Source organism: Ruegeria sp. BK1, from assembly GCF_056535645.1.
In genome coordinates this window covers 287,230-300,311 of record NZ_JBQFIS010000003.1, presented here as the reverse complement: position 1 = coordinate 300,311, position 13,082 = coordinate 287,230, and the positions used below count along the sequence as shown (strand labels likewise).

Sequence of the window (13,082 nt, the reverse complement as noted above, 5' to 3'; positions counted from 1 at the left end):
ATGGGATTCTTGGAAAATTTGAATGGTTGGGGCGCGATCATTCGTCCGTCCCCTTTAACGCAGCCCATACTCCCACAACAGCACCCAGCCTGCGCGCCTCGTGGGTCACGACCGAGACCATTTCACCGTCATGCAGAACGGCCAGCCCGGTGCCTTTGCCGCCTGAGGGACGCATGACGATTAGCTGCGGATAATCCAGATCTGCGTGGGTATCCTTGTCCCAACCCGCCAGATCACGCGCGAAACTCTGCATCAGGTCCTGACTTACATGCACGGAACCGTCGGCAGCACAATCGCCCGCGGTGGACATGAGGGTCCCGTCCTTGGCCGAAGCCAACACGCGACCCAATCCGAACCGGTCAGACCCGTCATAGAACAGATCGGCCAAGCCCTGCGTTTCCTCTGCCTTTGGCGCATCTGGCACCAGCGACACCACTGGTTCAGCAGACAATTCAATCGCTTTGCAGCATTTGGAAATCTCGCTGAACGTGATCCCGACATCATCTGCATCCAGCGTTGTATCAGGTTGCAAGGACACAAGCTCCAGCGGGGCAGGGGCAGTGGCAATGTCACTGACAAGCTGCGCCAGGCGGTCAGCCAACTCTTCCCTCGATGTTGTTTCAAAATTAGGGGCAACCCCGTCGCTCACGCAGAAAACATCTGTGACGCGCGAGCTGTTGACCTCAATCGCGAGGCAGTCACCATTGGCTGCCGTAAACTCCAACCTGCGGGGCAAAACGGTTCCGCGAATAGTGCGCAAAACCTGATCACGCCGATCCTGAGCCGTTGTTCCTGTCAAGGTTACCGCTGGATTCACCCGCGCGACAACGCTGCGCCCGATATTCTCGAGCATGTCGAGTATGTTCGCGTCGATCATGCCGTGACCCCCTCTGGTCCCGCTTATACCGCAGCCGCAACCGGCCCGCGGGTTAGGTGTGATTTCGTTAGCGCAAGGCCCAGATTGGCGCTGCTGCGGCAGATGTAGCAGAGCACATGGTCCGGATAGGCCTTGGTACGCAGGAAGATGTTCAAACGGTCTTTCGAGAACACCGCAATTTCACCAAATCCAGTCGGTTCATTCGCATCCTCGCCGGCCTCGCGCAGCAGTGCTTCGAACCCCTTTACACCACGCCCCTGAAACAGGTTGGCAACCGCGATCGCGAGCGTATCCAGAATCTCTGCATCGTTTGGGTCCGGCGTGACCGAGCCCAACAACATCCCCGTCTCCATATCGACATACCCGGCTGCGATGCATTCGGGTATTGTGCTCATGGCGGCATTCAAAGCGGCTTCGATAGGCATCTGAACGTCTACTTTCTACCTGCCGGTCGGTTACAGAACATGCCACTCGGCCCCGCCGGATTTGTTGCTTTTGGCAAGCGAAGACATGTCCTGCTTAGATTTGCGGGCGCTGTGTTCTGCCGCGATCTGGTCAAACTCGACCAGGAAGGACTGGAACATAGCTTTCAGGCCGTCCGCATCCTGAGGCAGGTCCTCGTCCTCGGTAATGTCGCGCCACATCGCGGCCGCACTCAGCGGTGATCCGGCGGGCACATTCAGCAGATCTTCCAGCTTTTCGGGCTGCGCGTCGCTGTCGGTCGGTTTGGCACCGGTGAGAGGAACAACCTGAATGTCGATCAGGCTGTTGCTTTCGGGCTCAGGCTCGAACTCGTCCTCGGCGCTTTCGGGTTGTTCGGCCATCAACGCGGCAATGGACGAAACGGAACCTTCTGCGCTAATTTCCGGAGCCGAAGTATCCTCAACCTCGGGCTGTTCTGGAGTTGAAGCCAGTTTTTCCTCAAGCGCATCGACAAATGTTTCCTCGTCCGAGTCAACTGGAGCTTCGAATGCAGCAACTTCCTGTTCGAACGCATCAACCTCGGTGTCGTCGCTCTCTGCTCCAGCGGACATTTCGGTCAACGTCACTTCGGGCTCTTCGGCGTCCCGGAAGAAGGATCGCAGGTCTTCCTCCTGTGCGTCCTCGGGCGAGTTCGTCATCTCCGCACGCATCCGTTCCGCTTCGTCCGCGTCGATCCGAGGCGCGCGATCCGCGTCGTCCTTGCGAAGCTCCACTCGGGCGGGGCGAACCGGGAAGGATGTCACAATATCCTCTGCATCCGAGACATCAACCGGGTCTACCAGCTTCAGTGGTGCGCGCTCACCGTTGGCATCGGGGCGCAAAGCGTTCATGTCAGGCGCGCCGGTCAGGCTGTCATCAATCTGGTATCTGGCCAACTGATGGGCCCGGTTGTCCATGATCTGTTCGGTGATCTCAAGAAAACTGTCCACCATCTTGCCACCGCCACTGCGCGCCCATTGCTCGGCATCTCCGCTTTTGTCACGAGCCATAATCGCATCGCGGGCCGAGAACAGAATGGAACGGTTGAACAGATGCCCAGCCTCACGGTTGACCCGGCGCAAAACTTTCTGGCGGTCCTTTGCGTCCAAAACATCTGCCCGCGTGACCAGCAACAGTGAATTGTGCTGCAACCGCTCTGGCAAAGACACCCATGTCGCGCGTTCAGTCTCGCGCCAGGCTTGCGTTGCATGGGTACACCACAACACGCCATTCGCCTGACCCGCAGCACGCCGCCAGACATCGTCCGAGATCTTCGGATCCGAGATACCGGGCGTGTCGATCAGATCGACAGCTTCCAGAATATCCGATTGCAGGAAAATCCGAACGAACTGAGCGTCGTTGACCCCGACCGATTCAAGCTGATCCAATCCGATTGTGTCCCGGGACCCATCCGGTCGTTGGACATAGGCGGACTGCTTACCCCAGCTAAACCACACGGGCGGAAGTTGGGTGGCGGTGACCTGCGTCGGCAAAGCGTCCGAGCGCAGCAGGAAGTTCATCAGCGTCGATTTGCCTGCGCTGAACTCTCCCATTAGCGCGAAAACGGGTTTGCGCCGGGACCAGTTTTCAATGCGCTCCCAAGCCTTGGTTGAAACGAAGCGGGTTTGTGAATCTTTTGCCATGTCGCTACTTATGCTGCCTCGTTGCTTAGATCTTTCAGGATGTCGCCCAGGATATCGTCGCGCGATTTCTGCGGGGCCATGCCCGCCATCAGCGCATTCCGGGATGCGTCGGTTTCGGCGGTGGCCGATATGTTCAGCAATGTCTCTTTCTGCTCGCGCAGGAAGTCAGACAGAACAGCACGCACGTTTTCCAACACCGCCGCGATCTGGTTTTCTTCGATATCCTTCGTGATCGAGCTTGCCTCGGACGCAATCAGGCGGGTGTAGTCTGCGGCGTAAGCCTCGAACCCTTTGCGGCGTTGCCACCAGCGGCGCCACCACGTGCTTTGCAAATCCAGCGCAATCGTGCGCCCAATGCCCAACGGGGGCGGGACACGCGGCACAATTGGTGCTTCGATTGCGAACTCGCCAAGATGATTACCCAGCAGCTTATGATAGAGGGCTTCAACATCCGCCGCAGCAGCACTGTAAAGCGCACCAGCCTCTTTACGCATCGCGCGGGCAAAGCTGAAATAGGCCGCCTTTTGCAAGGTCCGCAGTCCGGCGGGATCGTATTGCCAAGTGCCTTCTTCGCCATTCTCTTCCAGATGCGCAATCAAGGAATCCGTCGCGCGTTTGACAAAGTTCTTTTCGGCCGAGTTCAGACGCTCCAGCACTTTTTCCCGCAGGGATGTGGTCAGCACAGCGGCCTTTTTGTCATATTCCGCAATAACGGTCGCAATGGCCTGCTCAGGAGAGACACCGTCGAGGTCACGCACCACACCATCACCATCTGACAGTTTCTTGGCTACGGCAGTTGCGCGGATTTGGCTGGCAATGTTGCGCGCTTTGTGGCGCACACGGTCCAACAGGCGGGCGCCTGCGCCTTCGGCGATCCGTTCGTTCATCGCCAACAGCAGATCGGGCAGGCCTGAAAGCGCCCAGATCTTGTCCAGCGAGGGGGCCTGATCGCCAAACCCTGCAGCCAAATAGAAGGTGTTCAGCGCCTGCCGCGATTCCTCGTTCATGATGTCAGGATTACCGGTCAGTGCGGCCTCGGCCCAAAGCGCGCTGCCAAACACGACGCTGGTATTGCCGTCAATATTGTTCTGTTTCAGCGTGTCCTGAATACGGTCGCGGATTTCGGGTACCTGATTGACCGGATCGGCCAGTTCATCAATTCGGTTCACGAACAGGATGATTTGGCGGTTCTCGAACTGCGCGATGATGCGCATCAGTGCCATATCCATCGTGGTCAGCGCCTGACTTGCCGCCAGTACGACCACGCAAACCTCGGACCCGCGCAGACTGCGCAAGGTGATTTGCTCCCGCACCATGAAGGTATCGTTGACGCCGGGCGTGTCACACAGTCTGAGCGAAATCGGGTATTGCGGGATGTCCATGAACAGTTCCGCAGACTTCGTCACATCGGCAAATCGCCCAGTCTTTGGATTGATATCCGGGTCATCCTGATCCCCGAGGCAAACATAGCGCTGGATCAGTTCTTCGTCGAAATAATCGTATTGGTGGCTCTGGCCCAGGATCAGGTCGAAATGCTTGCCCAGACGATCTTCCGACTTGGCCTTCATCTCGCCGATTTGGCGGCGGATATCGTCCATCTCGTCATCGGCCCCGGCGCGATTGGCCAATTCGCCCAGCCGGCCACCGCCGACCATCAGGTTGTCCCATTCTTCCTGTTCAAAGAAAGTAAACTTGGCCTTTTTGTCACCCTCGGTCCGGGTGTTGATGTTCAGCGTTGTCACCACCGAGGTCCACGGGTTCACATCCGACGGCAACAGGGCAGGGCGCCCGGCCAGGATATTCACGATCGAGGATTTCCCTGCCTTGACCTGCCCCACAAGCGTGACGCTGGCGGTGAAGTTCTCCATCCGCGTTTTCAGCGTCGCAAGACGCGCCGAGGAGCGCGCATCAGCCACCTCTGTCAGCTGGTCGATCTGCGTGGTCAAAGCCTTCATGGCCGAGGTCATCGGCGTCAGAGCTTCGTTGCCAACGGACAAAAGGTGATCGTTACGCGCCATGGTTAACCTCCGGTTCCTGTAGCGGCGATGGGGTGGTCGATCTGGTCGTGCTGCACGCTGGTCAGCGTGTCGATCCGCGCGATCAGGTTCAGTGCATTGCCCAGAATGGCAGCCTCGGCCGAGGGCGAAATCTGTTCATAAGCACCGGAATCGGCCAGCACTTCGATCGAGCTGAAACTGTCACTGTTTTCCAAACAGGCCAGACGACGGCCCGTGGGGAAACCTGCGGCTTTGGTTTCGGGCAGCGGCATGCGGGAATTTGCCAACAGATAATGGCCCCCCGAATGTGTGCGCAACGAAATGCCAAAACCCGTATTAGGATGATCCCGGTTCAGGGATTTCAGTTCGCCCAGAAAACTTTCCCGTGCAAGGCCAACGGCATCTTGCTCGGTCACAGCTGAATTCATCATGTTGGTCACGTTTTCGACCCTTTTTCTGGAGTTGAGCAAAAGCTCTTCAACAACGCCCGGAGGCAAAAAGACTCATCTGGTCCCAGCGCCCATCAACCATCTGCAAGGGGGTCTTAATTTGACGCGAATAAGATTTTTTGGCGTTTGAAATGTGGCGCAAATATGTTTCTTGTTTATATACAATACCTTAGCGATAATTTTTGTGCGACCGCAGGCGACAATAATGCACTCAACCACCAAGCTGTCCACGCGAGCAAGCGGCGAACGCTGCAGGCCCGTGATTACGACGTGATCCGACCAGCCGAATTTATTGACCTGAGTCGAAATTTCCCTCTCGCACTTGGGTTCAAGCTTTGCTATTTGGCCCTCAGTCTGGCACGAGATGCCACGATGCGGGTGTGGCGAAATTGGTAGACGCACCAGATTTAGGTTCTGGCGCCGCAAGGCGTGGGGGTTCAAGTCCCTCCACCCGCACCATATTGAAATTTAATGACAATTTACCAATATCTGCTGATTGGTGGCAAGGTATCGCTTTAGAGTTTCCCAGTTAGTTGTACAGTTTCACATTTCGTTTTTGTTCTGTTCCGAGAATCTAGCCGTGCCGGTCCTGCTCCAGTTTTGACGATCGTTTTTGGTTCGCTTGACTGCGGTACTTCCTGACCGTTTCGAGGGTCTAGTGACCGATTGAAGTTCATGAAATCTGCCTTGCGCCACGACTTAAAGCAAAAGAAACTCGCGTCCATGACCTCAAATAAACCCCGCCCATTTATGGATATTGCAGAGCGCCTTAAATGGCACCGCGAAACTATCGTCGGCAAAATCCAACAGGATTACGCCGAAAGCATCGGCGTAAAACGTAGCGCTTACTCTCTATGGGAGGCCGGAACTCAGCGGCTCTCGCTGGATGGGGCCTTGGCCATTCGGAAGAAATACGACTTGTCTCTGGACTTCTTGTATGAGGGCAACGACGCCGCGTTGCCTATAACCTTGCGCAACGCTTGGCGTGATAGGCCCTGAGTTAAGTCATTCAGAAAGTCGATAGTAAATCCGGTGGCAGAGTGAGAAAGTGGGGGAGTAGAGTTTCCTGGTTTCTAACTTTGTTCCCGCAATGTTTTGGGAAACAGTGACAATTTCAGCTCGCTCAAAGGATTTCGAGCCTGCCTTTCATATGCGGATGAAACTCGCAAAAATAGAACTGTTCCATCCCTTCCGTGACTTCAATTTCACCGCTTGCGTCTTTCACAAGCTCAAACGTGTCCCAACTGCGATCAACTGCGGTCGCTGTATGGGGTGCGATATCCAGATTGACCCACTTGATCCTATCCCCCGGACGAACCTGTATTTGATCGGGCTCGAACTTGAAGCGACGGATTTGGATTTCATGCGTCATTGGGGCATTCTCTGCACTTCCCCGCGATACCAAAGCGGCTGCCGAAGCAGCCGCTCCGATCACGACGAATCGACGTGACACAGGTTTGGACATCAGTTCAGAGACTCGACCATCATTTCCGCATGACCTTCATGCGCCTTGAAAATCTCAAGGCCCTGCTCGAACAGCGCCTTAACCTCGGCATTGTCGATATTGGGGATCATGGTGTTCTCAACCAGCTCGTTGACGGCCTGATGATACGCCAGTTCATTGGCCGCATAGGCCTTGTCGAACTCGGCACCACGCAGCTGCGACAGATTGTTGATGATCTCTTCCGCGTTGGAATTCAATGTCTGGCTGAATGCATTGTCCTGCGCCGATGCACCCAACTTGTCCATCAGTCCCAGCGCCGCTGCGTTAACGGCGGTATGATCCCGGATCATCGTATTGGCAAACTCGTGGATGTCGGGATTTTCCGACAGCGCCAAGGCCAGATGCGCATAGCGAATGTCAATGTTGTCAGCAGTATAGGCGATATGCGCGTATTCCAGGTCGCTCATATCAGCAACGTCCTGCGCCGAAGCAGCGGTTACGACAGCCAGCGAAATGGCGAAAGTGGCGAGGAATCTTTTCATGACGGATCTCCGTTGGATTGGACTGATGCGCCCAGTATCCCCAACGATGATCAAGACCACATACTCAGCCGTTCAAAATCCAGCACAGATCGTTCAGATTTCGGAACGCGCGCGCAAATGTGAACCAGGATTGGCAAGTCAGACCGTCCAAACCCACAGAAAAGGGACTAAAACGCGCGGCGCTGTTTGGGATCAGGCAGCGCCGCGCGAGGCAAGCAGATCAAGCGGCTGCAATCTGCTTTGCTTTTTCGACCATGACTTCGGCCTGCCGGATCGAAGCATAGTCAATCAGGCGACCATCCAGCGATACGGCCCCTTTGCCGGCAGTCTCGGCCTCGGCCATGGCGACCAGAATGCGCTGTGCTTTGGTGACTTCAGCATCGCTGGGCGACATGACTTCGTTGGCCAGCGCGATCTGGCTGGGGTGGATGGCCCATTTACCCTCGCAGCCCAGAACGGCTGCGCGTTTGGCAGCCGCCTTATAGCCTTCGGGGTCCTGGAAATCGCCGAACGGGCCGTCAATCGGGCGCAGGCCGTTGGCGCGCGCGGCCACGACCATACGCGCCAGCGCATAGTGCCACATGTCGCCCCAATGGGTTGCGCGGGATGCGTCACCATCGGGATCGGTCAGTACGGAATAGTCCGGGTTCACACCACCAATGATCGTGGTGCGCGCGCGGGTCGAGGCCGCATAGTCAGCCACACCGAAATGAAGGCTTTCGTTTCGTTTCGAGGCCGCCGCGATCTCGCTGACGTTCTGCATGCCCAACGCGGTCTCGATAATGTGCTCGAACCCGATGCGTTTCTTGTACCCCATCGCGTCTTCGATCTGAGTGACCATCATGTCGACCGCATAAACATCTGCTGCGGTGCCGACCTTGGGGATCATGATCAGGTCCAGACGTTCACCCGCCTGTTCGACCACATCGACCACGTCGCGGTACATATAGTGGGTATCCAGACCATTGATCCGCACGGACATGGTCTTGTTGCCCCAGTCGATGTCATTCAAAGCCTGAATGATGTTCTTGCGGGCCTGTTCCTTTTCGTCGGGCGCGACCGCGTCTTCCAGATCAAGGAAGATCACATCGACATCCGACTGGGCCGCTTTTTCGAACATACTGGGCTGGCTGCCCGGCACGGCGAGTTCGCTGCGGTTCAGGCGCGCGGGTGCCTGTTCGATGGCATAAAAGCTCATGGGTTTGGTCCTTTGAAAGAAGTGTGCGTTAGATCACGCGGTCTCGGGGTGAGCGGCCTGCAAAGAAGTCGCCCAGATTGTCCAACACGCGAAAGCCCATGGCCTCGCGCGATTCACGGGTGGCGCTGCCCAGATGCGGCAGCATCACCAGATTGTCGCATTGCAGCAGGTCCGGGCTAATGCGCGGCTCGCCATCGAACACATCCAGCGCGGCCCCGCCGATGGTTTCGAACATCAGCGACTGCACCAGAGCATGCTCGTCTACCACCTCACCGCGCGCAGTGTTGATCAGGAAGGCATCAGGCTTCATCAGATCCAGCCTGCGCCCGTTGATCAGGTGACGGTTCGCGGCCCCACCGGGGCAGTGCAGCGAGACGAAGTCGCATTGCGGCAGCAAATCGTCCAGCGTGTCGACCTGCGTGGCGTTGAATTGCTTCAGTACGTCGGGCGAGACCGTGCTGCGGTTTTGTACCAGAATGTTCATACCGAACCCTTGATGCGCCCGGCGGGCCATTTCCTGACCGATGCGGCCAAAACCGATAATGCCCAACGTCTTGCCGCTGACCTTGGTGCCCACAAGATGGGTCGGGCGCCAGCCGGTCCAGCCACCAGCGCGCAGCTCGCGCTCACCTTCACCGGCGCGACGGGCGGCCATCAGCAACAGCGTCATGGCCAGATCGGCGGTGCATTCGGACAGGACGTCCGGCGTGTTGGTCACGGTCATGCCCAGATCACGGGCGGCCGGTTCGTTGATATGACTGTAGCCAACGCCATAATTGGCGAGGATTTTGGTTTGCGCGGCGGGCACGTCCAGCGCCTCGGCGCTGAGCGTATCGGTCACAGTGGGCAGAACCGCGTCGTATTTTTTCAGCGCGTCGCGGATCTCGGCCGGGGACATCGGAATGTCCCCGGTATTCAGCACGGTGTTATAGCTTTCGGCCAGTTGCGCCTCGACGGCGGCAGGCCAGCGACGGGTGACAAGGACCGAAGGTTTGACCATCACGCAGCCTTTCCCATGACACGAGCGATGGTTTCACCGATCACCGCCGGGTTTTCGGCCACGGTCACGCCCGCCGCCGACAGGATTTCCACCTTCTCGCTGGCGCTTTCGCCAAAGGCAGAGATGATTGCACCTGCGTGGCCCATCGTCCGGCCCTTGGGCGCGGTCAGACCCGCGACATAGGCCACAACGGGCTTGGTGATGTGATCGCGGATATATTCCGCCGCTTCGGCTTCCTGAGGGCCGCCAATCTCGCCGATCATAGCAATAACCTCAGTGTCTTCATCCTGTTCGAAACGCTCAAGAATATCGCGGAAGGACGAGCCGTTGATCGGGTCGCCGCCGATGCCGACGCTGGTCGAAACACCGATGCCGCGCTCTTTCAACTGCGCTGCGGCTTCATAGCCCAACGTGCCCGAGCGTCCGATGATGCCCACATTGCCAGGCAGGTAGATATGGCCCGGCATGATCCCCAACAGCGCCTTACCGGGGCTGATGGTTCCAGCGCAGTTCGGGCCGGTCAGCACCATGCGTTTGTCCTTGGGATAGCGGTACATGTAGCGTTTGACGCGGATCATATCCTGCGCCGGGATACCGTCGGTGATGCAGACGCAATAACGGATACCGGCATCTGCGGCCTCCATGATCGAGTCCGCCGCAAACGGGGGCGGCACGAAGACAAGGCTGGCATCGGCGCCGGTGGCCTCGACCGCTTGTTTGACGGTGTCAAAGACGGGCACACCTTCAACGGTTTCGCCACCCTTACCCGGGACAACGCCACCGACGACATTGGTGCCGTACTGCACCATATCCTTAGTGTGTAGGCGTGCCATGCGTCCGGTGATGCCCTGAACGATCACGCGGCTATCACGGTCCAGTAGAATGCTCATTGCACGGCCCTCATCTTGGTGTTTTGGGTCAAATCGTTGCGCCATGCGCCTACGGCGCGCTCGGCGGCTTCCATCAGTGTCGTCGCGCGGATGATCGGCAGGCCCGACTTGGCCAGGATTTTCTGACCTTCTTCAACATTCGTGCCCGCAAGGCGCACGATAACTGGCAGGTCAATCTCAAGCTCGCGCAGCGCCTGCACGACACCTTCGGCCACCCAGTCGCACCGGTTGATGCCGGCGAAAATATTGACCAGAACCGCCTGAACATTGTCATCTGACAGAACCAGCCGGAAGGCCTTGGCCACCCGCTCGGGCGAGGCACCTCCACCGATATCCAGAAAGTTCGCAGGCTCGCCACCGGCCAACTTGATCGTGTCCATCGTGGCCATAGCCAGACCGGCGCCGTTCACGATGCAGCCGATATTGCCATCCAGCCCGACATAAGACAGGCCCCGATCCGCCGCGCGGCTTTCGCGCGGGTCTTCCTGACTTTTGTCGCGCAGTTCAGCGATCTGAGGGCGACGGAACAGAGCGTTGTCGTCAAAGCTCATCTTCGCGTCCAGTGCCAACACACGGTCGTCGCCAGTGATGACCAGCGGGTTGATCTCGACCATAGTTGCGTCCAGCTCGCTGAAAGCGGCATAGCAACCCTGCAAGGTGCGGACCATGTGTTGGGTCAGCTTCGGCTCAAGCCCCAATTTAAACGCGATCTCGCGGGCCTGGAATTCCTGCAGGCCCACCGCCGGTTCAACGATCGAGCGCACGATGCTGTCGGGACGCTCGGCTGAAATTTCCTCGATCTCCATCCCGCCTTCAGACGAGGCAACAATCATCACCCGCTGGCTGGACCGATCCAGCACAAAACCCAGATAGATCTCACGATCAATCGGCACCGCGGATTCCACATAGACGCGGTAGATGCCTTTGCCTTCGGGCCCGGTCTGATGCGTGACCAGCTTACGGCCGAACATGTCGTCACAGGCCGCATGGATTTCGCTTTCCGAGCTGCACAGCTTGACGCCACCGGCCTTGCCACGCCCACCGGCATGGACCTGCGCCTTGACGATCCACTTGTCACCGCCCAGTTCGCGCGCGCGATAAGCGGCCTGTTCGGGGCTGTAGGCCAAGGCCCCCGAAGGGGTCTCGACACCAAATTTCGACAGCAATTCTTTCGCTTGATATTCATGGATATCCATCTGCATTCCTCCCGTTCATGCAGCGCGGTCAGGCCGCGATCGACGTGCCGTAGCGGCTTTCCAGCAGGGCCTCGACCGCCTCAAGATCAACGGAGCCGCCCATGTCCTGCACCGCTTGGCCGAACAGGCGCACGATGTGGCTGATGGCCTGGTGGTTCAGCTGGTTCAGGATGCCAATCCGGACCTGAACAGGCGCGCTGAGCGTCGGCCAGATACCAAATCCCTGTGCCCGACAATTCTGCACCAGCTCCATCTCACGACCGGCCAGTTCCGGCGGCAGGTTCAACACCACAAGGCTGGGCATATCCGACGTCACCTGGCATCCCATCGCAGTCACGGCATCGCGCAGCACGGCCTCGTGCGTTTTGTAGGATTGGGCACGTTTGGCCAACCCCTCGATCAGGGTCAGGCGCAGGGATTCATGGAAGGCGGCCACGGCATAGCCCGAATGGGTGCGGTGGTAAGTGCCTTTCTCGACATCTTGTCCATCGACGATGCCCCAGTGGCGTGCCTCGAAGATCGGGTTGTGAACGTAGGAATAAGCGCCCGACGTCTTCAATACCTCGATATAAGCGTCGGTAAAGCTGACTGGTGCATAGGTCAGCGGCAGGCAGCACAGGCCTTTTTGCGGACACGACGCCCATCCTGCGACGCCAGGGAAATCGTCAATGCGGAAATCCGACACACCGAGAGACGACACAGCGTCGATCAGGCCCATCGCGCCATGACGTTCGCACGCGTCCGAAAAGCCCTGAATATCGTTCACACGGCCCGAACCGGTTTCCCAGTGCGCCATGAAGGCCCATTTCGGTTTATGCTGCGCCAAAACCTCGTCGACCATCTCGCCGGTGACGGGTTGGCCATGGGGCACCTCAATCACGGTGACGCTTGCAGCTTGCGGGTCCAGCGGGTTTGCTGCGTGCTCGGTCGGGGTGGCGGCTTTGATCCGCAGGGTCAGCGCATCGATGCCCGAGAAGGTGCCGTTGGTAAAGGCGACAACCTTGTCACCCGTCATCACGGCCGAGAACATGGTGTCCAGCCCGCTCCAACCGGTTCCGGCGACAGCGAAAGTATAGGTGTTCTCAGTCCCCCAGATCTGACGCAGCATGTGCTTGCATTCGATCATACCGCGCAGAACGTCGCCCTGCATATGGTCGGCAACACCGGCACTGGCGAATGCCTGCAAAACACGGGCATCCGTATTGCCGGGGCCAGGACCCGCAGCAAGTGTTTCAGGGATTTCGAGGGTAGGGTAGATTTGAAATGTCACGTTCGATCCTCCAAAACGACCGGGGTTGGGGGTGCCCGGCCAGACGTGTTCAGGGTGAGGAAAATCGAATCTTGCCTCGTCACGCAACGTAACTTACTACTGCCTTTGGATATC

At 57.9% G+C, this 13,082-nt stretch carries 13 protein-coding genes and 1 tRNA gene; 2 read left to right on the top strand and 12 right to left on the bottom strand.

The window, feature by feature from the left end; genetic code table 11:
- Nucleotides 1–37 precede the first annotated feature (37 nt).
- From ACR3E7_RS22320 to ACR3E7_RS22300, 5 genes are read right to left on the bottom strand one after another with little or no spacing between them, the layout of a single operon-like run.
- Complete coding sequence (locus tag ACR3E7_RS22320; RefSeq protein WP_480503801.1) at nt 38–877, bottom strand: hypothetical protein; 840 nt, start codon at nt 875–877, stop codon at nt 38–40.
- A gap of 23 nt (nt 878–900) precedes the next feature.
- Nucleotides 901–1,302 (bottom strand): hypothetical protein, encoded by a 402-nt coding sequence (locus ACR3E7_RS22315; protein ID WP_480503802.1) that lies wholly within the window; start codon nt 1,300–1,302, stop codon nt 901–903.
- Nucleotides 1,303–1,332: 30 nt separating this feature from the next.
- A complete protein-coding gene (locus ACR3E7_RS22310) occupies nt 1,333–2,982 on the bottom strand; it encodes a dynamin family protein (RefSeq protein WP_480503803.1) in 1,650 nt (549 codons plus the stop codon).
- 8 nt (nt 2,983–2,990) lie between these two features.
- On the bottom strand, nt 2,991–5,000 hold the full coding sequence (locus ACR3E7_RS22305; RefSeq protein WP_480503804.1) for a dynamin family protein: 2,010 nt from the start codon (nt 4,998–5,000) through the stop codon (nt 2,991–2,993).
- Nucleotides 5,001–5,002: 2 nt separating this feature from the next.
- Nucleotides 5,003–5,410: a hypothetical protein gene (locus tag ACR3E7_RS22300; RefSeq protein ID WP_480503805.1), complete on the bottom strand. Its 408-nt coding sequence runs from the start codon at nt 5,408–5,410 to the stop codon at nt 5,003–5,005.
- 392 nt (nt 5,411–5,802) lie between these two features.
- Here ACR3E7_RS22300 and ACR3E7_RS22295 point away from each other — a divergent pair.
- Nucleotides 5,803–5,887: transfer RNA gene (locus ACR3E7_RS22295), tRNA-Leu, on the top strand.
- A gap of 216 nt (nt 5,888–6,103) precedes the next feature.
- Entirely contained in the window at nt 6,104–6,427 is a 324-nt protein-coding gene (locus tag ACR3E7_RS22290) for a helix-turn-helix domain-containing protein (protein WP_480503806.1), read from the top strand.
- Nucleotides 6,428–6,551: 124 nt separating this feature from the next.
- Here the strand turns inward: ACR3E7_RS22290 and ACR3E7_RS22285 are convergent, their stop codons facing one another.
- The 7 genes from ACR3E7_RS22285 to ACR3E7_RS22255 all read right to left on the bottom strand — a co-directional run bounded on the left by ACR3E7_RS22285 (nt 6,552) and on the right by ACR3E7_RS22255 (nt 12,968).
- A complete protein-coding gene (locus tag ACR3E7_RS22285; RefSeq protein WP_480503807.1) occupies nt 6,552–6,800 on the bottom strand; it encodes a plastocyanin/azurin family copper-binding protein in 249 nt (82 codons plus the stop codon).
- A gap of 92 nt (nt 6,801–6,892) precedes the next feature.
- Nucleotides 6,893–7,414, bottom strand: a complete 522-nt coding sequence (locus tag ACR3E7_RS22280; RefSeq protein ID WP_480503808.1) for a DUF4142 domain-containing protein — start codon at nt 7,412–7,414, stop codon at nt 6,893–6,895.
- 220 nt (nt 7,415–7,634) lie between these two features.
- Nucleotides 7,635–8,612, bottom strand: a complete 978-nt coding sequence (locus tag ACR3E7_RS22275; RefSeq protein WP_480503809.1) for an HpcH/HpaI aldolase/citrate lyase family protein — start codon at nt 8,610–8,612, stop codon at nt 7,635–7,637.
- A 28-nt stretch (nt 8,613–8,640) separates the two neighbouring features.
- Entirely contained in the window at nt 8,641–9,612 is a 972-nt protein-coding gene (locus tag ACR3E7_RS22270; protein WP_480503829.1) for a 2-hydroxyacid dehydrogenase, read from the bottom strand.
- The gene (gene sucD / locus ACR3E7_RS22265; protein WP_170773545.1) at nt 9,612–10,502 is read right to left on the bottom strand and encodes a succinate--CoA ligase subunit alpha; all 891 of its coding nucleotides are present in this window, start codon (nt 10,500–10,502) and stop codon (nt 9,612–9,614) included. Before sucD ends, ACR3E7_RS22270 begins: the two co-directional genes overlap by 1 nt.
- Nucleotides 10,499–11,698, bottom strand: a complete 1,200-nt coding sequence (locus ACR3E7_RS22260) for a malate--CoA ligase subunit beta (RefSeq protein WP_170790024.1) — start codon at nt 11,696–11,698, stop codon at nt 10,499–10,501. The genes sucD and ACR3E7_RS22260 overlap by 4 nt, the downstream gene beginning before the upstream one ends.
- A gap of 28 nt (nt 11,699–11,726) precedes the next feature.
- Entirely contained in the window at nt 11,727–12,968 is a 1,242-nt protein-coding gene (locus ACR3E7_RS22255; protein WP_480503810.1) for a pyridoxal-phosphate-dependent aminotransferase family protein, read from the bottom strand.
- Between the last annotated feature and the right edge of the window lie 114 nt (nt 12,969–13,082).

What these genes read in the sequence shown, in the direction of transcription:
- ACR3E7_RS22320 (WP_480503801.1), bottom strand. Translation starts at nt 877, where the DNA reads ATGATCGACGCGAACATACTCGACATGCTCGAGAATATCGGGCGCAGC.
- ACR3E7_RS22315 (WP_480503802.1), bottom strand. Translation starts at nt 1,302, where the DNA reads ATGCCTATCGAAGCCGCTTTGAATGCCGCCATGAGCACAATACCCGAA.
- ACR3E7_RS22310 (WP_480503803.1), bottom strand. Translation starts at nt 2,982, where the DNA reads ATGGCAAAAGATTCACAAACCCGCTTCGTTTCAACCAAGGCTTGGGAG.
- ACR3E7_RS22305 (WP_480503804.1), bottom strand. Translation starts at nt 5,000, where the DNA reads ATGGCGCGTAACGATCACCTTTTGTCCGTTGGCAACGAAGCTCTGACG.
- ACR3E7_RS22300 (WP_480503805.1), bottom strand. Translation starts at nt 5,410, where the DNA reads ATGATGAATTCAGCTGTGACCGAGCAAGATGCCGTTGGCCTTGCACGG.
- ACR3E7_RS22290 (WP_480503806.1), top strand. Translation starts at nt 6,104, where the DNA reads ATGAAATCTGCCTTGCGCCACGACTTAAAGCAAAAGAAACTCGCGTCC.
- ACR3E7_RS22285 (WP_480503807.1), bottom strand. Translation starts at nt 6,800, where the DNA reads ATGACGCATGAAATCCAAATCCGTCGCTTCAAGTTCGAGCCCGATCAA.
- ACR3E7_RS22280 (WP_480503808.1), bottom strand. Translation starts at nt 7,414, where the DNA reads ATGAAAAGATTCCTCGCCACTTTCGCCATTTCGCTGGCTGTCGTAACC.
- ACR3E7_RS22275 (WP_480503809.1), bottom strand. Translation starts at nt 8,612, where the DNA reads ATGAGCTTTTATGCCATCGAACAGGCACCCGCGCGCCTGAACCGCAGC.
- ACR3E7_RS22270 (WP_480503829.1), bottom strand. Translation starts at nt 9,612, where the DNA reads ATGGTCAAACCTTCGGTCCTTGTCACCCGTCGCTGGCCTGCCGCCGTC.
- sucD (WP_170773545.1), bottom strand. Translation starts at nt 10,502, where the DNA reads ATGAGCATTCTACTGGACCGTGATAGCCGCGTGATCGTTCAGGGCATC.
- ACR3E7_RS22260 (WP_170790024.1), bottom strand. Translation starts at nt 11,698, where the DNA reads ATGGATATCCATGAATATCAAGCGAAAGAATTGCTGTCGAAATTTGGT.